This window comes from Anaerotignum sp. MB30-C6, assembly GCF_030908465.1.
Taxonomy (GTDB): Bacteria; Bacillota; Clostridia; order Lachnospirales; family Anaerotignaceae; genus Chakrabartyella.
Genome location: NZ_CP133078.1, coordinates 2,403,398 through 2,423,502 on the forward strand (window position 1 = coordinate 2,403,398; position 20,105 = coordinate 2,423,502).

At 41.0% G+C, this 20,105-nt stretch carries 21 protein-coding genes; 3 read left to right on the top strand and 18 right to left on the bottom strand.

The annotated features are described in order from the left end of the window. Nucleotides 1-33: 33 nt before the first annotated feature. The 13 genes from accD to RBQ60_RS11750 all read right to left on the bottom strand — a co-directional run bounded on the left by accD (nt 34) and on the right by RBQ60_RS11750 (nt 10,828). Nucleotides 34-1,740, bottom strand: coding sequence for an acetyl-CoA carboxylase, carboxyltransferase subunit beta (gene accD / locus RBQ60_RS11690; protein WP_307883871.1), 1,707 nt, complete (start codon nt 1,738-1,740; stop codon nt 34-36). Next, nucleotides 1,733-3,058: an acetyl-CoA carboxylase biotin carboxylase subunit gene (locus RBQ60_RS11695; RefSeq protein ID WP_307883872.1), complete on the bottom strand. Its 1,326-nt coding sequence runs from the start codon at nt 3,056-3,058 to the stop codon at nt 1,733-1,735. Before RBQ60_RS11695 ends, accD begins: the two co-directional genes overlap by 8 nt. A gap of 4 nt (nt 3,059-3,062) precedes the next feature. Next, nucleotides 3,063-3,479, bottom strand: coding sequence for a 3-hydroxyacyl-ACP dehydratase FabZ (fabZ, locus tag RBQ60_RS11700; RefSeq protein WP_307883873.1), 417 nt, complete (start codon nt 3,477-3,479; stop codon nt 3,063-3,065). Nucleotide 3,480: 1 nt separating this feature from the next. After that, nucleotides 3,481-3,939: an acetyl-CoA carboxylase biotin carboxyl carrier protein gene (accB, locus tag RBQ60_RS11705; protein WP_307883874.1), complete on the bottom strand. Its 459-nt coding sequence runs from the start codon at nt 3,937-3,939 to the stop codon at nt 3,481-3,483. A gap of 7 nt (nt 3,940-3,946) precedes the next feature. Continuing rightward, complete coding sequence (gene fabF, locus RBQ60_RS11710) at nt 3,947-5,179, bottom strand: beta-ketoacyl-ACP synthase II (protein WP_307883875.1); 1,233 nt, start codon at nt 5,177-5,179, stop codon at nt 3,947-3,949. A 9-nt stretch (nt 5,180-5,188) separates the two neighbouring features. After that, nucleotides 5,189-5,923 carry a 3-oxoacyl-[acyl-carrier-protein] reductase gene (gene fabG / locus RBQ60_RS11715; RefSeq protein ID WP_307883876.1) on the bottom strand — a complete coding sequence of 245 codons (735 nt, stop codon included), beginning with the start codon at nt 5,921-5,923 and terminating at the stop codon, nt 5,189-5,191. After that, a complete protein-coding gene (locus RBQ60_RS11720; RefSeq protein ID WP_307883877.1) occupies nt 5,905-6,834 on the bottom strand; it encodes an ACP S-malonyltransferase in 930 nt (309 codons plus the stop codon). Before RBQ60_RS11720 ends, fabG begins: the two co-directional genes overlap by 19 nt. Then, nucleotides 6,822-7,769, bottom strand: a complete 948-nt coding sequence (locus tag RBQ60_RS11725; protein WP_442871390.1) for a nitronate monooxygenase — start codon at nt 7,767-7,769, stop codon at nt 6,822-6,824. The genes RBQ60_RS11720 and RBQ60_RS11725 overlap by 13 nt, the downstream gene beginning before the upstream one ends. Nucleotides 7,770-7,789: 20 nt before the next feature. Next, nucleotides 7,790-8,014, bottom strand: coding sequence for an acyl carrier protein (locus tag RBQ60_RS11730; protein ID WP_307883879.1), 225 nt, complete (start codon nt 8,012-8,014; stop codon nt 7,790-7,792). Between the two features lie 64 nt (nt 8,015-8,078). Next, nucleotides 8,079-9,032 (bottom strand): beta-ketoacyl-ACP synthase III, encoded by a 954-nt coding sequence (locus RBQ60_RS11735; RefSeq protein ID WP_307883880.1) that lies wholly within the window; start codon nt 9,030-9,032, stop codon nt 8,079-8,081. A 207-nt stretch (nt 9,033-9,239) separates the two neighbouring features. After that, nucleotides 9,240-9,548 (bottom strand): zf-HC2 domain-containing protein, encoded by a 309-nt coding sequence (locus tag RBQ60_RS11740; RefSeq protein ID WP_307883881.1) that lies wholly within the window; start codon nt 9,546-9,548, stop codon nt 9,240-9,242. Continuing rightward, nucleotides 9,532-10,059 carry an RNA polymerase sigma factor gene (locus tag RBQ60_RS11745; RefSeq protein WP_307883882.1) on the bottom strand — a complete coding sequence of 176 codons (528 nt, stop codon included), beginning with the start codon at nt 10,057-10,059 and terminating at the stop codon, nt 9,532-9,534. The genes RBQ60_RS11740 and RBQ60_RS11745 overlap by 17 nt, the downstream gene beginning before the upstream one ends. Before the next feature lie 109 nt (nt 10,060-10,168). Next, on the bottom strand, nt 10,169-10,828 hold the full coding sequence (locus RBQ60_RS11750) for a B3/B4 domain-containing protein (RefSeq protein ID WP_307883883.1): 660 nt from the start codon (nt 10,826-10,828) through the stop codon (nt 10,169-10,171). 287 nt (nt 10,829-11,115) lie between these two features. Here RBQ60_RS11750 and RBQ60_RS11755 point away from each other — a divergent pair, with 287 nt between their 5' ends. Then, nucleotides 11,116-12,033, top strand: coding sequence for a LysR family transcriptional regulator (locus RBQ60_RS11755; protein ID WP_307883884.1), 918 nt, complete (start codon nt 11,116-11,118; stop codon nt 12,031-12,033). A gap of 118 nt (nt 12,034-12,151) precedes the next feature. Here the strand turns inward: RBQ60_RS11755 and megL are convergent, their stop codons facing one another. After that, nucleotides 12,152-13,345: a methionine gamma-lyase gene (gene megL, locus RBQ60_RS11760; protein ID WP_307883885.1), complete on the bottom strand. Its 1,194-nt coding sequence runs from the start codon at nt 13,343-13,345 to the stop codon at nt 12,152-12,154. Nucleotides 13,346-13,552: 207 nt separating this feature from the next. Here megL and RBQ60_RS11765 point away from each other — a divergent pair, with 207 nt between their 5' ends. Continuing rightward, nucleotides 13,553-13,960, top strand: coding sequence for a hypothetical protein (locus RBQ60_RS11765; RefSeq protein ID WP_307883886.1), 408 nt, complete (start codon nt 13,553-13,555; stop codon nt 13,958-13,960). Nucleotides 13,961-14,132: 172 nt separating this feature from the next. Here the strand turns inward: RBQ60_RS11765 and RBQ60_RS11770 are convergent, their stop codons facing one another. After that, on the bottom strand, nt 14,133-14,774 hold the full coding sequence (locus RBQ60_RS11770; RefSeq protein WP_307883887.1) for a cyclase family protein: 642 nt from the start codon (nt 14,772-14,774) through the stop codon (nt 14,133-14,135). Nucleotides 14,775-15,069: 295 nt separating this feature from the next. Here RBQ60_RS11770 and RBQ60_RS11775 point away from each other — a divergent pair, with 295 nt between their 5' ends. Beyond that, complete coding sequence (locus RBQ60_RS11775) at nt 15,070-16,179, top strand: S-layer homology domain-containing protein (RefSeq protein ID WP_307883888.1); 1,110 nt, start codon at nt 15,070-15,072, stop codon at nt 16,177-16,179. Between the two features lie 291 nt (nt 16,180-16,470). Here RBQ60_RS11775 and RBQ60_RS11780 read toward each other — a convergent pair whose 3' ends face one another. The 3 genes from RBQ60_RS11780 to aspS all read right to left on the bottom strand — a co-directional run bounded on the left by RBQ60_RS11780 (nt 16,471) and on the right by aspS (nt 19,990). Then, nucleotides 16,471-16,776, bottom strand: a complete 306-nt coding sequence (locus tag RBQ60_RS11780; protein WP_307883889.1) for a hypothetical protein — start codon at nt 16,774-16,776, stop codon at nt 16,471-16,473. Nucleotides 16,777-17,087: 311 nt separating this feature from the next. Further along, entirely contained in the window at nt 17,088-17,486 is a 399-nt protein-coding gene (locus RBQ60_RS11785; protein ID WP_307883890.1) for a bacteriohemerythrin, read from the bottom strand. A gap of 689 nt (nt 17,487-18,175) precedes the next feature. Beyond that, nucleotides 18,176-19,990 (bottom strand): aspartate--tRNA ligase, encoded by a 1,815-nt coding sequence (gene aspS, locus RBQ60_RS11790; RefSeq protein WP_307883891.1) that lies wholly within the window; start codon nt 19,988-19,990, stop codon nt 18,176-18,178. Nucleotides 19,991-20,105: the final 115 nt, after the last annotated feature.

Sequence of the window (20,105 nt, forward strand, 5' to 3'; positions counted from 1 at the left end):
ATAACAAATGAATTCCAAGAATCCTTCTTTATATTATTCTTTCTCATTCCAACTGCCAAGCTTGCGAAATCTTTCATATCTTGTTTCGCTTATTTCAGGGGCAAGGTTGTAAATTTCCTTTAAATCTCCCCTTATGGTTTCTTTTAACTCGCTGCACATTTCCTCAAAATAAGGAAAATTTTCAGGTATAATACGCTCTGCCACACCAAAACGTTTCATATCCTCAGCGGTGATACATAAACACGCTGCCGCCTCTGCCGAAGCCTCAGACGAAGCTTCCCCCCATAAAATGCTGGCGCATCCTTCTGGGGAAATAACGGAAAACACAGCGTTTTCCAGCATATACACCTTGTTTGCAACGGAAAGACCCAAAGCACCGCCGCTACCGCCCTCGCCGATTACAATGGTAATAATAGGAACTTTAATTGCCATCATCTCCATTAGGTTGTCAGCGATTGCCTGCCCCTGGCCACGTTCTTCTGCTTCTTCGCCACAAAAAGCCCCAGCAGTGTCCACAAAACAAATAATGGGTCGATTGAACTTTTCCGCTTGTTTCATTAAGCGTAAGGCCTTACGGTATCCATCGGGCATAGGGCTGCCAAAATTGCATTGAATTCTTTCTTCAAGGTTTCTGCCTCTTTCGATGCCAACAAAGGTAACAGGCATTTCCTCCAACATACCAATCCCACCGATAATCGCCTTATCGTCGGCAAACTTTCGGTCTCCATGGAGTTCTGTTCTATCGGTAAATAATCGTTCGATATATGCCCTGGAGGTTGGACGGTTTTGGGCTCTTGCCGCCATAACCCTTTCATAAGGTAATAAAGGATTCCCTTTTACCTGTTGAGCCTCTTGTCTGAAAAAGACATCTTCCAAAGCCCTACTATGCTCTCTTATTCCATGCTGATGTAGTAATGTCGCTAGGGTGCCTCTTAACTCTGTTCTTGGTATGATTGCATCTACAAACCCATGTTCCAATAAAAACTCTGCTTTTTGAAAATCATCGGGCAGCTTTTTCTTTGTTGTTTGTTCGATGACTCTACGCCCCGCAAACCCGATGGTTGCGTTTGGCTCGGAAAGAATAATGTCCCCAAGCATGGCAAAGCTAGCGGTAACACCACCTGTGGTAGGGTCAGTCAAAACGGTAATGTATAACCCACCCCGTTTGCTATGAAAATCCACAGCACCACTCACCTTGGCCATTTGCATCAAAGAGAGAATTCCCTCCTGCATTCTGGCGCCACCGGAAGATGTAAAACCAACAACGGGCAACTTTTCTTCTGCTGCGTATTCAAATAGTCTTGCCAGTTTTTCGCCAACAACGGAACCCATACTCCCCATCATAAACAGGGGATCCATAACAAATATGGCACATTCCTGCCCACGAAAAGCAGCACGACCACATAATACGGCCTCAGCCTCACCGGAGCCCATTTTCCCACTTTCCAGCTTTACATCGTAACCGGGAAAATTAAGTGGATCATTGGTAGAAATTTCTGTAATCAGCTCTTGGAAACTGCCCTTGTCACAAAGTGCTTTAATTCTAGTTCTTGAGCCAATTCGGAAATGATGTCCACACGAAGGACAAACCATTTTATTTTTAGCAACATTCCGTTTTGTCTCGATGGACTTACAAACGGGACACCGCATCTTTTCCTCAACAACAGGGGTAATGCCCCCTTTTTCTAAATCATTTTTAGATTTGCGGAATAAACCCACAATATTGTGCAAGTTACTCACTTCCCTCCGCTAAAATTTCTGGCAATATCAGGGTGTCATACGCCCCTTGCCAAAAGCTCTTGCTACGAATCAATTTCAGCTGATCCTCGATATTTGTTTCAACGCCCTCAATTACCATTTCGCATAACGCCGTCTCCATCTTTCGGATGGCATCCTCTCTGGTGTTGGCAAAAACAATAAGCTTACCTAACATAGAATCGTAAAAAGGAACAACCTCGCAATCCTGAACCAAGGCAGTATCAAAGTGTACCCTAGCCCCTCCGGGAATATGAAGGAAATGTATCTTCCCCGTTGACCTTGCATTAATACGGCACTCCATAGCGTGTCCTTTTAAGTGAATATCTCCCTGAGTAAAGTCAAGAGGAATCTGGCAAGCAATACGAATCTGCCACTTTACAATGTCAATACCGCTAATTTCTTCGGTAATCGGGTGTTCCACCTGCAAACGGGTATTCATTTCAATAAAATAAAACTCTCCGTTGGGTGCCAGTAAAAACTCTACCGTTCCTGCATTGGTATAGTTTGCGGCCTTGGCAGCTTTTATTGCCGCCGCCATCATTTTCCCACGAATTTCTTCTGTCATTACAGGGCTTGGTGTTTCTTCCAATACCTTTTGTTTGTTCAGCTGTAAGGAACAATCCCTTTCACCCAAACAAACCATATTTCCGAAATTATCAGCTAAAATCTGCATTTCAACATGACGTACATGATTCAAATATTTTTCCAAAAATACTTGGCCGTTTCCAAAGGCACTTTGTGCCTCCGCTGATGCAGTCAAAAATGCATTTTCCAGCTCCTCTCTTGAAGAAACCACACGGATTCCCTTACCGCCACCTCCGGCTGTTGCCTTCACCAACAAAGGAAAACCAATTTCTTCTGCCAAAGCCTTAGCCTCTTCAACATCCTTTAAAATTTCTGTACCTGGAACAACAGGCACACCAATTTCTTTCATCAGACTGCGGGCATGGTCTTTATCCCCCATACTCTGCATAACTTGGCTTTTGGGGCCAATAAAAACAATGTCGTTGGCTTCACAAAGAGCTGCAAACTCTGGGTTTTCCGAAAGAAATCCATACCCGGGATGAATTGCCCCAGCATTACAAGCTAAGGCAGCACTAATAATATTCTTTTGATTTAAGTAGCTTTCCGCCGCACTTTTTCCCCCGATACAAATTCGCTCGTCAGCCAAAGCCACAGGTAGCGAATTACGGTCTGCCTCGGAATAAACAGCTACGGTTTCTATCCCCATTTCTTTGCACGCACGAATAATCCGCACTGCAACTTCCCCACGATTTGCCACGAGAATTTTTGTAAACATATCCTCAAGTCTCCTTTATCAATGCAAAAGAGAATTCTGCACTCACACATAATTTTCCGTTTACAAAGCCCTTTCCTTCGACCCAGTAAAACACACCTTTATTTTTAATCAGCTTACATTGTGTTTCTAAAACATCACCGGGGCGTACACTGTTCTTAAAGCGTACTTTATCAAACCCTGTAAAAAAGGGAGTCGCACCCTCATTTTCTTCAGAAAGTAAAACACAAGCTGATTGCCCTAAAATTTCGCAAAGAATTACGCCTGGTACAACAGGGTTATCTGGAAAGTGTCCCTGCAAAAACCATTCGTCTCCCACAATCGTTTTTTTACCGTAAGCAATACCCTCTTTCAGTTCTGCCTCGTCGATTAAAAGCATGGCATCCCTATGGGGTAGAAATTTCTTAATCTCTTCTTGATTCATGTCAAGCCTCCTCACGAATGCGTACCAATACCTGACCAAACTCAACAATCTGGCCGTTGTCCACAGGAATTTCAACAATCTCGCCGTCTTTCTCTGCTTCAATGGTATTGAACATCTTCATGGATTCTACAATACAAACAGGGTCACCTTTTTTCACCTTGTCTCCTGCCTTTACATAAGGAGCTGCCCCCGCTTGTGGCGCTAAATAAACAGTCCCCACCAGTGGAGATTTCTGTTCATAGGCCGTTACCACTTCTGCTACAGTTACCGTTTCTTTTTCTTCCACAGTAACGATAGTTTCCTCAGCAAAAATCTGAGTCTCTTTTGCTTCTTCCTGCAAAAAAACTTTACCGCCATTTGCCTCTAAAACCAAACGAACGTCGCCTTCCGTTAAGTCCAGTTTTGTCAGTCGATTTTGCTTCAATATTTTAGCCAGCTCGGCAACTTTTTTCGTTTCCATAAATTCATCAATCCTTTATTTTTTTAAATGCCACACATGCATTATGTCCACCAAAGCCTAAAGATGTAGACAAAGCACCTTCGATGGACGCTTCTACTGCAACGTTAGGTGTATAATTCAAGTTACATTCAGGATCTTGTTCTTTTAAGTTAATGGTGGGTGGTACAATTCCATTTCTGATTGCCAAAATGGAGGCAATGGCCTCTATGGCACCGGCGGCACCCAGCATATGCCCAGTCATCGACTTGGTAGAGCTGATATGCAGCTTTTTAGCTTCTTCGCCAAATGCATTACGAATGGCAGTGGTCTCTATTTTATCGTTCATGGGTGTTCCTGTACCATGAGCATTATAATAAATCTGCTGCGTTTCAATGCCTTCCAAGCCCTTGGTAGCATCCTTAATTGCCTTTGCGCTTGCCTTGGCCTCAGGTGAAGGCGCTGTCACATGGTGCGCATCGCAAGTAGATCCATAGCCAACTATCTCAGCATAAATTTTTGCCCCTCTAGCCTTAGCGTGTTCATATTCTTCCAAAATCAAAGTCCCTGCGCCTTCGCCCATAACAAAGCCACCTCTTCTGCTATCAAAAGGGAGGGACGCCGCCTCAGGATCCTCTGCCGGGCTTAATGCCATACAGCTTCCAAAGCCCGCTATGGCCAAAGGAGTAATGGCCGCTTCACTACCGCCACAAATGGCCGCAGTTGCATAGCCATGTAAAATTGCTCTATAGCCCTCTCCAATTGCAGTCGTTCCTGTGGCACAAGCAGTGGAAACCGCAACACAAGCACCTTCAGCACCATAACGAATGGCGATATTTCCTGCACCAATGTTGTTAATCATTTTAGGGATAAATAATGGAGAAATTCTTCTTGCTCCCTTTTCTGCCAAAGTATAAGAACTTTCACAAAAAGTTTCAAATCCCCCAACACCTGAGCCGTAATAAACAGCAAGCTCTTCCTGAGCTACCGCTCCATCCAAACCACTATCGGCCATAGCCTCAGCCGTAGCAGACAAAGCATAGATACTAAAACGATCCAGCTTTTTTGCCGCTAACTTATCCATGTATTTGGTAGGGTCAAAGTCTTTTAACTCTCCCGCTAAGCGAAATTTGCTATCAGAAACGTCGAAACGTGTAATAACGTCAATGCCGTTCTTGCCTCCAATTAAGCCTTGCCAAAAATCTTCTACTGTATTACCAATAGGTGTTACTGCCCCTAATCCTGTCACAACAACTCTTCTCATACAAACCTCCTACATTGCCATACCGCCGTCGATACGAATCACTTCACCGGTAATATAATCTGATGCATCCGAAACAAGGAATAAAACTAATTTTGCAACTTCTTCCACCTGACCGAAACGTTTCATGGGAATTGCATTTTTAATTTCCTCATTCCCTGTAAAAGCCTCCGCCATTTCCGTTTGAATAAATCCAGGTGCAATGGCATTGCAACAAACACCACGGGATGCCAATTCCTTTGCCACGGATTTTGTTAAACCAATCATACCTGCCTTAGAAGCGGAATAGTTGGCCTGCCCTGGGTTTCCAATCAAACCGGAAACAGAGCTAACATTCACAATTTTACCGCTCTTTTGTTTCAAAAATAGGGGATACACGCTCTTAATCATGTAAAAAGCACCTTTTAAGTTGGTATCCACCACGCTATCAAAATCTTCCGCTTTCATCATAGGAACTAGTTTATCCTTTGTAATTCCCGCATTGTTTACCAAAATGTGAATTCCGCCAAAGTCTGCTGCAATTTCTTTTACAACGGCAGCAACCTGTGTCGCATCCGTAACATTACACCGATATCCCTTCGCCTTTACCCCCAAAGCCTCTAAAGCCTTTTGGGTTTCCTCGGCCTTCTGGGTATTTCCTGCATATAAAAAAGCAATATCTGCCCCATTTTCCGCTAACAATTTGCAAATTGCTGCGCCGATTCCTCTGGAACCGCCAGTCACAACTGCTACTTTTCCTTTGAGCATATAAAATCCTCCTCTTTGATTTTCTCTACCTCTTCCATGGAAGAAACAGAATATACCTTACTTTCAGGTAAGATACGAGAAATCAATTTTTTTAAAGTGTTGCCTACCCCTACTTCAATAAAGGTATCAAAACCATCTGCCGCCATCTGTTCAATGCTTTCTTGCCAACGCAAAGCATTGTCAATCTGGGGTGCCATCCACGCCCGAACATCTTCTTCATAGGGCTTCGCCATATAATTGGAATACACTGGAATCTCAGGTTTTTGAATCTGATACTCCTTCAAAACTTGGGCAAAATCCTTTGCCGCTTCTTTCATAAACGGGGAGTGGAAACCGCCGCCAACTGCTACGGGCATCCCTCTGCCGCCGGCTTCTCTGACTGCTAGAGAGAAAGCCTCCATTTCTTCTTTCTTCCCTGCAACCACCAGTTGGCCTGGGCCATTGTAGTTTACAGGATAAACATTTTCAAAACCCTTGCAAATTTCTTCTACCTTACTGTTTTCAAGCTTCATAACCGCTACCATGGAGCCTGGATTTTTTTCGGCTTCTCTGGCCATAACCTGACCCCTGAAGCAAGCTAAACGAAAACCATCCAAAAGGTCATATGCCCCTGCAAAGGCCAATGCTGGTATCTCCCCTAAAGAAAAACCTGCCACACCATCAGGAATAATACCTTCTTCCTTTAATGCCAATGCTGCCGCCAAATCCGCTAGGTATAAGCAAGGCTGTGTATTTTCTGTGTTCTTTAATTCTTCATCTGTTCCGAAAAAACACTGATTTAAAGTATTGGGGCGAATTTCTTCCGCCCCAACAAATACTTGTTGTACAGCACCTTTTGCATCGTAGAAGCTTTTGCCCATACCCGCTTTTTGTGCGCCTTGGCCAGAGAAAACGAATGCTATTTTACCCATTTTGCGCCTCCTCCTAATAAAGCTTCTGCTTCTTCTGCAATTTCTTTTAAAATTTCAGCTGCAGGCTGTGCTTTCTTCACCATACCGGAAATCTGTCCCGCTAAGAAACAGCCCTCCTTGGTATCGCCCTCCACTGCTGCCTTTCTCAAAGCCCCTACACCCAACTCAGCCACCATTTCCGCTGTGGTTTCAGGTGCATACTCTTTTTTCAAAAATTCACGGCTAAAATTATTTTTCAAACAACGACAAGTATTTCCCCCGAATCTTCTGCCTGTTGTTGTCGTTGAAATATCACTCGCCTTTAAAACCAACTCTTTATAATTGGGATGAACAGAACACTCCTCAGCCAAAAGGAATCTGGTACCCATCTGTACCCCAACAGCACCCAACATAAATGCTGCTGCAATTCCTCTGCCATCACCAATACCACCTGCTGCCAGTACAGGAATTTTCACTGCGTCACAAACTTGAGGGATTAATGGCATTGTGCTCATATCCCCAATGTGTCCGCCGGATTCGCCCCCTTCTGCAATCACTGCACAAGCCCCTGCTTTTTCCATCATTTTTGCCGCTGCAACAGATGCGGCAACAGGAATCACTTTAATTCCCGCCTCATTCCACATGGGGGTAAACTTTGTAGGGATACCCGCCCCTGTTGTTACCACAGGAACTTTCTCCTCTATCACAATTTTTGCCACTTCCTCCACGTGGGGGCTCATCAGCATAATATTTACGCCAAAAGGCTTATCTGTCAAACTCCGTGCAATCTGTATTTGTTCACGAAGATAATCGCCTCCGGCGTTCATAGCAGAAATAATGCCTAGACCTCCGCCGTTTGAAACAGCCGCGGCCAGCTTGCCATCGGCAATCCAAGCCATGCCACCCTGAAAAATGGGATATTCAATTCCTAACATAGAACAGATGGGTGAAAGGATCATTCTGTCCCCCTCCTCTCTTATTGCAACTTGCCTTCGATCAGTGCTACTAAGTCACCTACGGCATTTACTTTGTTTTCACCTAATTCGATTTCTGTACCGAATTCTTCTTCCACGTTCATCAAAAGTTCCATAACGTCCAAAGAGTCAATACCCAAAGCTTCAAACTTTGTATCCATCTTAATTTCGCTTACTTCACATTCTAATTTTTCTGCTAACATTGCTGCAACTTTTTCAAATACCATGATAAAATCTCCTTTTAATTTAAGTTATAGTTTTTATTTTTATTATGAAGCCCTTAGGCGTTCATTACCACTTTAAAAGACAAGTCGCACTTGCCAAACCGCCACCAAAAGCAGGTAGTAAAAGCAAGTCCCCCTTGTGTAACATCCCCTTTCGGTTCATTTCATCCAAAGCAATGGGAATGCTTGCAGAGGATGTATTTCCATAACGTTCAATATTTACATAGAACTTTTCTTGCGGCAACTTCAGCTTAACGCTGGCGAAATCTATGATTCGCTTGTTGGCCTGATGAGGAACTATGTATTGAATGTCCTCAAAACTTAGGCCCTGTCTTTCTAAAATCTTAGTCGTATCGTGACAAATTGCGTTAACGGCAAATTTAAACGTTTCCTGACCTGCCATGTGGATAAAAGGTTTTTTCTGCGTCCCTTCATAGAAAGGCGACTTGCCTATATCTTGGGGAATATCGATTACATCAGAACCCCCCCTTACATCAAAAATAGAGTCGATGTAAGAATCTCCTTCACCCAAAACTACGGCTCCTGCGCCATCGGCAAAGATAACACAAGTCCCCCTGTCCTCCCAATCCAAAATTCTACTTAAACGCTCTGCCCCAACAATCAGAACTTTTTTCGCCTTGCCCCTTGCAAAGAAACCTGCGGCAGTCTCCAAAAGAAAAACAAAGGCAGCACAAGCTGCACTTACATCCATAGTCATGCAAGAAACACCTAGACGATTTTGAATCATACAGGAAACTGAAGGAGATATAGACTCACCGCTAATGCTTGCAGCTAAAATTAAATCAATTTCTTCCGCCTTTACGCCACTGTTTTCCAGTGCCGCCAAAGCCGCCTTATACCCCATCTCATCTGTTGTTTCATTTATGCTGAAATGTCTTTGTTTTACTCCAACCCTTTGCATTACCCATTCATCATTGGTATCAACAAATTTTGATATATCATCATTGGTAACAATATTAGGGGGAACATACATCCCCGTTCCAAGCACGCTAAAACTCATATCTTATTCCTCCGAACTTCTCCGAACTGCTTCTTTTGTGTTATGCTAACTTAGTACCCAAAAAATGAAAAAGGTTACAGAAAATGAGAAAGTTTTTTGAAAAATCTATGAAAAAAAAGAAAAGACAAGCTAAAAAGCCCGTCTTTCCAAGGTTTTCTTCATTTTATTAGAATTCTCTAATTTTTGGTTTTTAATCACAAATTTTGTTTAATCTTCTCTTATTCTCATCAAAAGCATTATCAAAGCGCATAGTGAAGCACTCACGTAGGATAACACAGCCACGAAAGTCCATAGCCTACGAACCCTCATTTGTTTTGCTAGATCACTATAATTTCCATTGGAACTAAAATTGAAGTTTTGCGTAGCAGGATCTGAAACTCCATACTGTCTGTAATACTCCCGACAATGTTTACATTCTTTTAAATGGTCCCTCACAGCCGCCTCACTGGTTTTACTAGCCTCACCATCATGATATAATGCCACAAGATCCATTACAATATCACAATTCAAACTCATGCTTCAACACCTCCAAAAGCATTTTCTTTGCCCTAAAATAAATAACCTTGGCAGAATTTTCGCTGATTTTCAAAACCAAGGCAATCTGAGCAAATGATAGTTCTGCATAAATTCGCAATAATACCACATCACGATATTTCTTCGGTATTCCCTCAACAATCCCTCGCACCGCTTTCTCAACATCTTTTCTTCTCAAATGCTCTTCGGGGTCAATACATCCTGCGCAATATGTGTTAACCACCAATTCTAAGTTGGCGGAATCTAAATCCAATTTATTTTTTTTCAAATATTTAAAGTACACATGCTTTCCAATGGAAGCGATCCATGTGAATAGCTCGCAATCTCCACGAAATCTGTGAAAGGATGTGTAGGCTTGTAAAAACGTTTCCTGCGTCAGATCCTCTGCCAAATCCCCATCGGCACAAAGCCGATATAAAAAACAATATACTTTGTCATAATACTCTGCATAAAGGGCTTCAAAGGACTTCTTCAATCCATCACCTTCTCTCATTCGAATCCTATTTCACACTCATGATATCATAGCACCAACGAAAAATCCACACCTTTGTGGGGAATGCTCGACTCTCCTTTTGGCCTTAAACCTACATTATTTTCAATAATTATTGAATAATCTTTCTTTCAAAATCCTGTCCTTGGGCAAACTCCTTCAACAAAGACTCAGCTTCTTCTAATAACCCCATTAACGCTTCTTCTCCGTCAAAAACATAATAAACCATAAGAATTTCCTTGGTACTTTCCGTAATCATGGCTCTGGTGTTGTCGCTGGTTGGGTTACCAAAAGGCCCCAATTCATCAAATAAGGCTGGTAAAAATTCAATATTCAAAACATCCTTACCAATCCCCTGATAAGCCGTGCCTTCAGGGGCACGGGCCCATCGAATATCTCCCTGAACTTGATCCAAGTCATATGTCCCCATGGAATACCCTGTTTTTATAGAAAGATAGTTGTTGATATCCACCACATTATTGATATAATATAGCCCTCGTTCTTTCGCAATTCTACGGCACATTGCCTCCGATGAACAACGATAACGATTGGCATCCTTACCCAAAGCTTTATACGCTTTTCTTGTAAATTGAATCTTCTCCCGCTTATTCGCCTGAGAAAGTTCAACTTCCGCTAATTCTGCAATTTTAGCATTTAATAACTCCAAAAAAGCGGCATCATCTTCCTTCACAACGACTTTGCACTGTAATACTCCCAAAACCGCATCAGGACAACGTTCCTTTAAGCTACTATCTATTGTAATATGTCTCATAACTCTTCTCCTTTATCTTTTTTTCCTATATAACAGATTACGACAAAATAAATTCTTGTCAAGGATAACAGTCTATTTCCTGAGGAAAACATGCATTCACTTCATTAAAAATAAAAAATTTCCAAATATAAATGCTCCTAAAGAGTGCTTGAGGAATCCCCGAAAAGTCCTCCAAGAAGTGGGGTGCTTTGTGGAAGTCTACTCACTTTTCTATTTTTTCTTTCTCCATGTATTTCCAAGTTGTAAAAATATATGCTATGATAAAAAGAAAAGGAGTGAACACCTTTATGACTCTTATGCAGTTGGAATATATCATGGAAATCTATCAATGTGGTTCAATGAATAAAGCAGCACAAAACCTATTTGTTTCCCAATCCGCTATTTCCACGGCAATAAAAGAGTTAGAAGAGGAGTTGGGCATTACCATTTTTGTTCGTAGTAACCGTGGTATCTCTCTAACGGAAGAAGGTCAAGAATTTATCTCAAAAATCCATCCTCTCTTACAACAAGCCAAAGAAGTGGCGTTGTTTTATTCAAATAAAAACGAATATGATAACCCTCGCTTATCAATTTCAACCCAACGTTATCCTTTTTGCGCCAAGGCATTTGTAGAATTTCTAAAACAACAAGATGACCCTTGTTTTCGATACGGATTCAAAGAGTGCCCCATGGGCAAAGTCATAGAGGAAGTACATACAGGAAAAAGTGATTTGGGGATTATTTTTCTTTCCGAGATTACAGAGGTATTTTTAAGCAAGCTGTTTCACTCAAAAAATCTTGCTTTTCATGAAATGAAGCGGTTACGACCCCATGTATTTATGAATCAAGATCACCCTTTGGCGCAAAAAAAAGATATTTCCATAACCGAGCTAAGAAAATACCCATTTGTTATCTTTTCTAAAAAAGATGAAAATTCTTTGAATTTTTCTGAAGAAGCAGTGCTAAACCAAAATATTGATTATGACCAAATTATCTATGTAAACGATAGGGCAACAGCCTATAATATCATTGCTCATACCACTGCCATCTCCACAGGAAGTGGCGTTTTACCCTATGGTTACTACGACCCTCGCATTGCCGCCATTCCCATTGCAACCCCAGTCTGCGATATGCGTATTGGTTGGATTGCAAAAAAAGGAGAACCCCTCTCCCAAAAGGCAAAAGAATTCGTGGAGATTTTAGAAACACAAATAAAAACATATTAAACACCAAAAGGTCGCCGTAAAATACAGCGACCTTCTGTTATGAGAGCAGCAAGAAAAGAATATTCCTTGTTTCAAAGCAAGAAAAAATGTTTTAATTTAGAAAATCTCTTTGAATACTTTAAATTTGTTCAAACCCCATTTTTAAATCACTAATAATATCTTCTACATTTTCCAAACCAACAGACAAACGAATCAAACTAGGGGAAATACCCGCCCCTTCCAGTTCACTTTCGGAATAAGTGGAATGGGTCATAGACGCAGGATGTTCAATTAAGGTTTCTGCATCCCCTAAGGAAACCGCAACCGTTGCTAAGGATAAGCTGTTGACAAACTTCATACCCGCTTCCTTGCCACCTTTTACTTCAAAGGAAATCATTGCACCATAATCATCCATTTGTTTTTTCGCAATTTCATGGCCAGTGTGACTCTTAAGTCCAGGATAGTAAACCTTTTCCACCTTATTATTGCCTGCCAAGAATTCTGCAACAATCTTAGCGTTTGCACAGTGTCTTTGCATTCGAATTTCCAAAGTTTTTAATCCCCGTAGAATTAAGAAGGATTCAAAAGGTCCAATTGTCGCACCCGTCATATCTTTGATGCCAAACAGTTTGACCTGCTGAATAAAATCAGCTTTTCCTACAACAAATCCGGCAATTACATCACCATGACCATTCATATACTTTGTTGCAGAGTGAACTACTACGTCTGCCCCTAATTCCAGAGGTCTTTGCAGGTAGGGAGAAGCGAAAGTATTATCACAAACAACTTTAATCTCAGGGTTATAGCCATGAACAATTTTTGAAATCTCTGCAATATCGGCAATTTTTAAGTTGGGATTTGCAGGAGTTTCCAAATAAACACAAACGGTATCTTCTTTTAAATTGGCTTTCACTGCCTCTAAGTCTGATGTATCAATAAAGGACACCTCAACACCATACCGCCGAAAACCATGATTCAATAAGGCAAACGTACAGCCGTATAACGTTTCGTCGGCCAAAATATGCTTTCCTGCAGCAGCGATACTCCATAAACAAGAAGAAATGGCACCCATGCCACTGGAAGTAGCGGCACAAGCCTCTCCATTTTCTAAGGCTGCAACCTTACCTTCTAAAACAGTAGTGGTTGGGTTTCCCAATCGGGTATAAATATATCCTTCTTCTTGCCCTGCAAACCGACGTCCTCCCTGCTCACAGTTTTCAAAAAAGAATGTGGATGTCTGATAGATGGGCATGGTTAAAGCACCATATTGCTTATCTTTTACATTTCCCGCATGAATTGCTTTGGTTCCAAAACCACCGTTTGCATGAGCCATATATAACACTCCTTCTCAACTAAAGTCCAATTTCCCATTTAATGGTATCTATAGTGTACCACACAAAAATAGTGTACCGTTATTATGCCTTTTTTATACTCGGCTATCTATAAAACAGATAACTGGCCATTCATATCAAATCCCCTTGAAATTCAACAAAAAAACAGGTATCATAAACCTTGATAAACAGAAAAAGGAGAGAGTACCATGGAGCAAAAAACACTGATTATTTCTTGCGTTGAATACTACAGCTTTTTAAAAAATATTCCTGGTAATAAAGTATTTCAAGCCTTCCAACAAGCTTCCATTTTAACCATGATTCAAGAAAGCCACACCAATTTCCCCGAAATGGACTTAGGCTTTTATGTTGGTATGATCGATGGGATGATTGCACTGGAAAGTGACGCAGACGAAAATGACTATGCGCACTACGAAGAACGTACTTCTTTAATTTCACAGGTTGTATCCATGCTGGAGCAAAAATATCAGTTGGATATCTTGGGCGCTTGCAGTATGTACTATAAGTCCCACACTGCGGAAATGGTATCGGAAGATCGTAACGGCTTTTATCAAAAAACGGCGACAGAAATTTGCGCCATGGTGGAAGAAGAATAATTTTATACGTCTCATTCATTTATGAAAATAAAACACCCCATTACTCTAATGAACTAGAGAAACAGGGTGTTTTTAATTTCAGTATTTTTTCAAACAGGATACCAGCCTTACTCAGTCTTTTCTATTTATATATACTCCCCACTGATTACTACTTAGGCATAGGTATTCCAAGTTATATAATGGCAATTGCACGAATGGGTGCCCCGTCTGAACTATCGAACTTCAAAGGAAGTGCAACAAATAAAAAGTCCCCTTGCTCGATTAAGTCCAAGTTGCACAGGTTTTCTATGATAACCATATTTTCATTTGCCAACATGAGGTGATGTAAAGTAAGGTCTACATCAGAAATAGGATCCAGCCCTATATTATCCAAACCAATGCCCTTTTTATTGTGCTCCACAAGGTACTGGGCAACCTCTTTGGAAATAACGGGATACTCTCCAAAATATTCCTCCTGCCCCCAATACTTCTCCCAACCTGTTTGGAATATGATGAATTCAGCCTGCTCTATCCGTTCTTTGTTTCTCTCAATATAGGAAATATCAATGATTCCCCCCGCCTGTAAATCTCTTGCATCAATAATACAGCCTTTTCCCACAAAGCCTGAAATATCCTTTTTATCCAAAGAAATACCTTCAGGATAAATATGGTGTGGTGCATCCATATGGGTACCTGTATGGGAGTACATATGCAGTAATGTTTCCTTAAATCCACTATCCTCATACGTATTGGCGATGGTTAAGCTTGGCCCTTCCGTTCCCGGATAAACAGGAATTGTATTAGAAATTGTGCGTGTCAAATCAACTACTCTCATGGTTTCAATCCTTTCATTTTTGCATATAAATCAAAATTAAATATAATTATTGTATCATAATTTTCCAGTTTCAAAAAGATATACCTCCAAAAGATTTGTTTTCTTAGTAACACAATTAAATTATGTCATCCTAAAAAAATTGGATACATATCTTTGATTGGGCTAATGGATAATTGTATGTTAAATACTTTGGTAAGGAAGCACCACATACAAAAAGTTGGAACTTTATCCCCTGACAAACGTCATATAACCGTAACACAAAAACTTGTCAGTTTAGAGAAGAAGGAGCGTAAATATGAATAAGAAGTTGACAGTATTATTTTTGAGTGTGGCATTGGCCTGCACAATCAGTGTTCCTGCAATGGCCTCTATGCCTGCAAATCTGCAGCTACCCATCGCAACATCCAAGGAAGAGCCACTCCCCCTTCCCAGCAGCGTTTTATATTATGGAAAAATCCATAAAATTATAGCCAATGACTCTGGTCAAATCACGAAACTTCATTTAAACTCAGAGCGTTATGGAGAATATGTGATGAATATCACCTCTGAAACCATTTGGGTTGACAGTGGCAACCACAGAGCCAGCGACCCATCTGACCTGCAGGTAGGTGAAGGAATTTATGTGTTCTATAGCCCTAGGGCAACCTCGTCTTTCCCTCCTCAATCCGCCGCCCTAGTGGTTGTAAGAAATATTCCTCAGGATGTTGCAGGTGCCCAGTATCATATTGTAGAAGCCGTCACCAAAGGCGAGGATGAAAGCCTAAAAATCACTACCAACAACGGTGGCTTGATCATTTTAGCAGACAAGGAAACCAATGTCTCGCCCTACCTTACTAAAAATATTTTAACGGCAGATGATATCCAAGTTGGGGATGGCATTATGGCTTGGTATGGTTTTTATGCCACAATCTATCCGGCACAGACCCATGCCAGCCACATTATGTTGCTGCCCCAGAAAGACCCTGATCATACAAAAATTCTGACACGCTCCGCATTGGTTGCTTTGTTGTACGATATGGCGGGCAAACCCGATGTAAATGATTCTTTGGACTTTACAGATGTGAACGATAGGGATGCCAATGCCCATGCAATTCGCTGGGCAACCAGCGAACATCTTGTGAGCGGCTATGTTAATGGCTCCTTCGGCGTGGATGATACAGTAACTCGAGAGCAGTTACTAACCATATTATGGCGATATGCTGGAAGACCAGTGCTTATGGACTATGAGGGTCTAACCCAATATAGCGATGCAAAAGATATATCCCCCTATGCCCGCCACGCCATGGCCTGGGCCCACCAGATGGGCATTGTCTCTGTTGAAAACACCACCTTTCTTGCTCCCAAGGGTTCTGTAACAAAGGGCAAAGCAGTAACTATATTAGACTCCTTCTTTATTCAGGGTTAATGGGAAAAACTCCAGTATGCTTTAGAGTTTACGCAATAAAATAAAAGACCATGTATGGGGCAAAACTCCATACATGGTCTTTTATAATAAGTTTTTATGAAAATTTATGCAAGGCAGAATATAATCATTTCCTCCGCTCAGATAAATCAAACCACCCAGTCTCTACTTTAAGATCTAAAGCTTTAAAAACAGTTCGATACGCCAGATCAAGCACCACCGTTATAAATTACTACTCCCCATAGGACGACTATATAACTCATTCTGTTTTAACAGGCTTAATGAGAAAAAAAGCTACTTATTCTTCGTGCTACACAGGTACAAGGCAGTGCTGTTGAGTACCACAGTTACCATAATAAGAATAACCGACACTACTGTGATTGCCCCAATCGTATCCATAATAGCAGAGAAATCACCAGTATTCACACGATGCCTTATCTCAAACAGTTGAAAAACCAATGCCATGGTACACGCGGTGAAACTATAAACAGAAAAGTATGTTACTTTGTGCCTTTTACCATATTGTTTTACTGCGACAATTGGGATAATCCAAGACACAACCCCTAGAACAAGGCTTCCTAAATTTAAAAAAGCACTCATAAATACCTCCCTTTAAATTCATCTAATGAAAATAACCTTGTTTTAGCATAGCTCTCCTTCAACAAGAAAGCAACAAAGACTTACAAGTCCTCATATATATTTTTTTATATGAGGCAATATCAAATTAAGATGTCATCATAGGAAATGGATACTTTCTCATTGTTATCATAGTTGCTTGGAGTATATGAGTACCTTTTCCCTTAGACCAAAAAAACATGGGAAAACGCAACGAAAAAGGACTCCCTTGCTAAAGCAAGAGAGCCCCCTTTTTTGTTCTTTTATTTGGTTAAGGGCACGTTTGACGCAAATTATTACTTTAATGTCTTTGCATACTCGCCAATCTTCTTATCCATGTTAGAAATGTGCTTAGTCAACCACTCAATAACCATCTGGTTGGCGTTGAGGATGACGAGAATATTTCCACCGGAAGTCTGGTAGTCTTTACGCAACTTTTCAAGCTGGGTAATGAAGCCAGTGTGTGCAGCCTTTTGCTCTGCGTACTGCGGGTAGCGGATGCGCTGCATATAGTTTTCCTCATCAGCAAAGTGCTTTTTGGTGTAGCTCTCTAAAAAGTCCAGTAGTTCTCCAACATATTCTTTGGCTTGATTCTTTTGACCTGCTTCAAAAAGCTTCTCTGCCTTCTCAAACCATGTCTTATGCTGTTCATCAATCGGGTCAATACCCACTGAAAGGTTCGGTGTCCATGGCATAGTTGTTCCTCCTTATATTTGAAAAAAAAATCTTTGTTGTTATTTATTTCATTTTATACCATTATTCTACGATGTTCAAGACACTTTGATGGCTTTTGTCGGAAAATATAAAAAAAATATCAATCCTTAGAGGGGCGATTTAGCTTTAACACATTTAAACTCCATCTGCATATGTGAACTTGTTTCTCATGCAACCATGCGTGGGTTATTAAGTATGAAGCAAAGGATCTTAATGAAATAAGAGTAAAAAAAGCCCTAACCTTGCCAAAATTCCGTGGTTAAGGGCTTTTTCCTCAGTTTAATAACCTCCATTTTTTTTGGAAGTGAGTTGGCTCTAATCCAAGATAGCGAATTCAGAGAACATCTTGTACCATTTTTCATCAATTTAGAGCAATTCAAGAAAATGGGTGTTTCATCATCATGCCCCCTACGTTTCCTTTGCCAAGTTACAGTTTTATCTATCCACCAAACAATTTGCTCCATGTCACGCTTAGTATAGATTCCATAGCTATGTGCCGCTCTCTCCATACTATATAACCATAGAAAGTACTTCTGTCGATTTTTGAAATCTAATTAAAAAAGGGTAAAGGTTTCCCCCTACCCAAAATAAATCAGTACTGTAAAACCTATCTACGAAATTCTCCATCGAAACTTCTCGTCATTCCCATGAATGTTCTTTAGAAAGATCATTATTCCCCTGCTTCTTCCCCTTTCATCATTTCCTTGTTGATTATAATTGCAAGCTCATCCAGCTGCTTTTCATCAACAACATTCGGGGCATCTGTCATAGGGCAAGATGCATCCTTTACTTTGGGGAATGCCATTACATCACGAATACTGGTTGCACCGCACATCAACATGATAATTCTGTCTAAACCGAAAGCAAGACCACCATGGGGAGGAACACCGTATTTAAAGGCATCTAATAAGAAACCAAAACGCTCCTGAGCATCCTCTTGAGAAAAGCCCAATAATTCAAACATTTTCTGCTGAATGTCTCTGCGATGAATCCTAATGGAACCGCCACCCAGCTCATATCCGTTCAATACAATGTCGTATGCCTTTGCACGAACCTTGCCAGGCTCTGTTTCAAGCAAAGGTAAATCCTCATCCATAGGTGCTGTAAAGGGATGATGAACTGCAACAAATCTACCTGCTTCTTCATCCCATTCTAACATAGGGAACTCGGTAATCCAAAGGAAGCTAAAATCATCTGCCTTTGTCAATTCCAACATCTTAGAAAGTTCCAAACGTAGTGCACCCAAGGAATCGAATACAACCTTATCCTGATCTGCACAAATTAAAATCAAATCTCCTGGCTTTCCATCCATCTTATCCACAATTTCTTGCAATTTTTCTTCAGTGAAGAACTTTGCAATCTGAGATTTCAGGCTGCCATCTTCGTTAACAACAATCCAAGCCAAGCCTTTTGCACGGTATGTTTTTACAAACTCAACTAAGCTGTCAATTTTCTTTCTAGGGAAAGAACCGCATCCCTTTGCATTAATGGCACGCACACTACCACCAGCTTCCAATGCAGTTTTAAACACAACAAAATCTGTGCCTGTAACCGCTTCGGAAATATTCACAAGCTCCATGCCAAAGCGAACGTCAGGCTTGTCAGAACCAAAGCGCTCCATCGCTTCTTCATAGGTCATTCTTTTTAAAGGCAAGGAAATTTCAACATTTAAAATGTCCTTAAATACCTTCTGCATCATTCTTTCGTTTATATCCATAATATCCTCAACATCAACGAAAGAAAGCTCCATATCTACCTGGGTAAATTCAGGCTGACGGTCAGCTCTTAAGTCCTCGTCACGGAAACATTTTGCCACCTGATAGTAGCGATCCATACCAGAAACCATCAGCAATTGCTTGTACAGCTGAGGAGACTGAGGCAATCCATAGAAATTGCCGGGGTGCACACGGCTAGGCACCAAATAGTCCCTTGCCCCTTCGGGTGTACTTTTGCCTAAAATAGGTGTTTCAATTTCCAAGAAAGCTTCCTGATCCAAGAAATTCCTCATTACTTGAACTACCTTGTGTCTCAAAATCAAATTGTTTAATTGGCTGGGGCGACGCAAATCTAAATAACGATATTTTAATCTTAAGTCGTCCTTTACAGTAATATTATCTTCAATCTGGAAAGGTGTCGTTTCCGATTCGGAAAGAATACGAATTTCAGAAGCAATGATTTCAATTGTTCCTGTTTTCATATTGGGGTTAATATTCCCCTCTGTTCTGTGGGCAACTTGTCCCTTCACGGCCAAAACAAATTCGCTTCGCACGCTTTCTGCCTTGGCAAACAGTTCCTTTTCTTGAACATTTCCATCAATTGCAACTTGAACCAAACCTGTTCTATCTCTCAACGCAATAAAAATTAACTGTCCAAGGTCACGGCGACGCTGTACCCAGCCCATAACCGTTACTTCCTTGCCAATCATGCTTTCATTTACGTCACAACACATACAGCTTCTTTTTAAGCCTGTTAACGCTTCGCCCATTTTTGATTTCTCCTTCAAATACAAAATTTTCTTTATCTATCATACCATTTTTGGCAAAAAAGTAAAGTTTTCCTGTAAAGTTTCCCTATCTTTTATGCATAGAAAATTTTTTTTT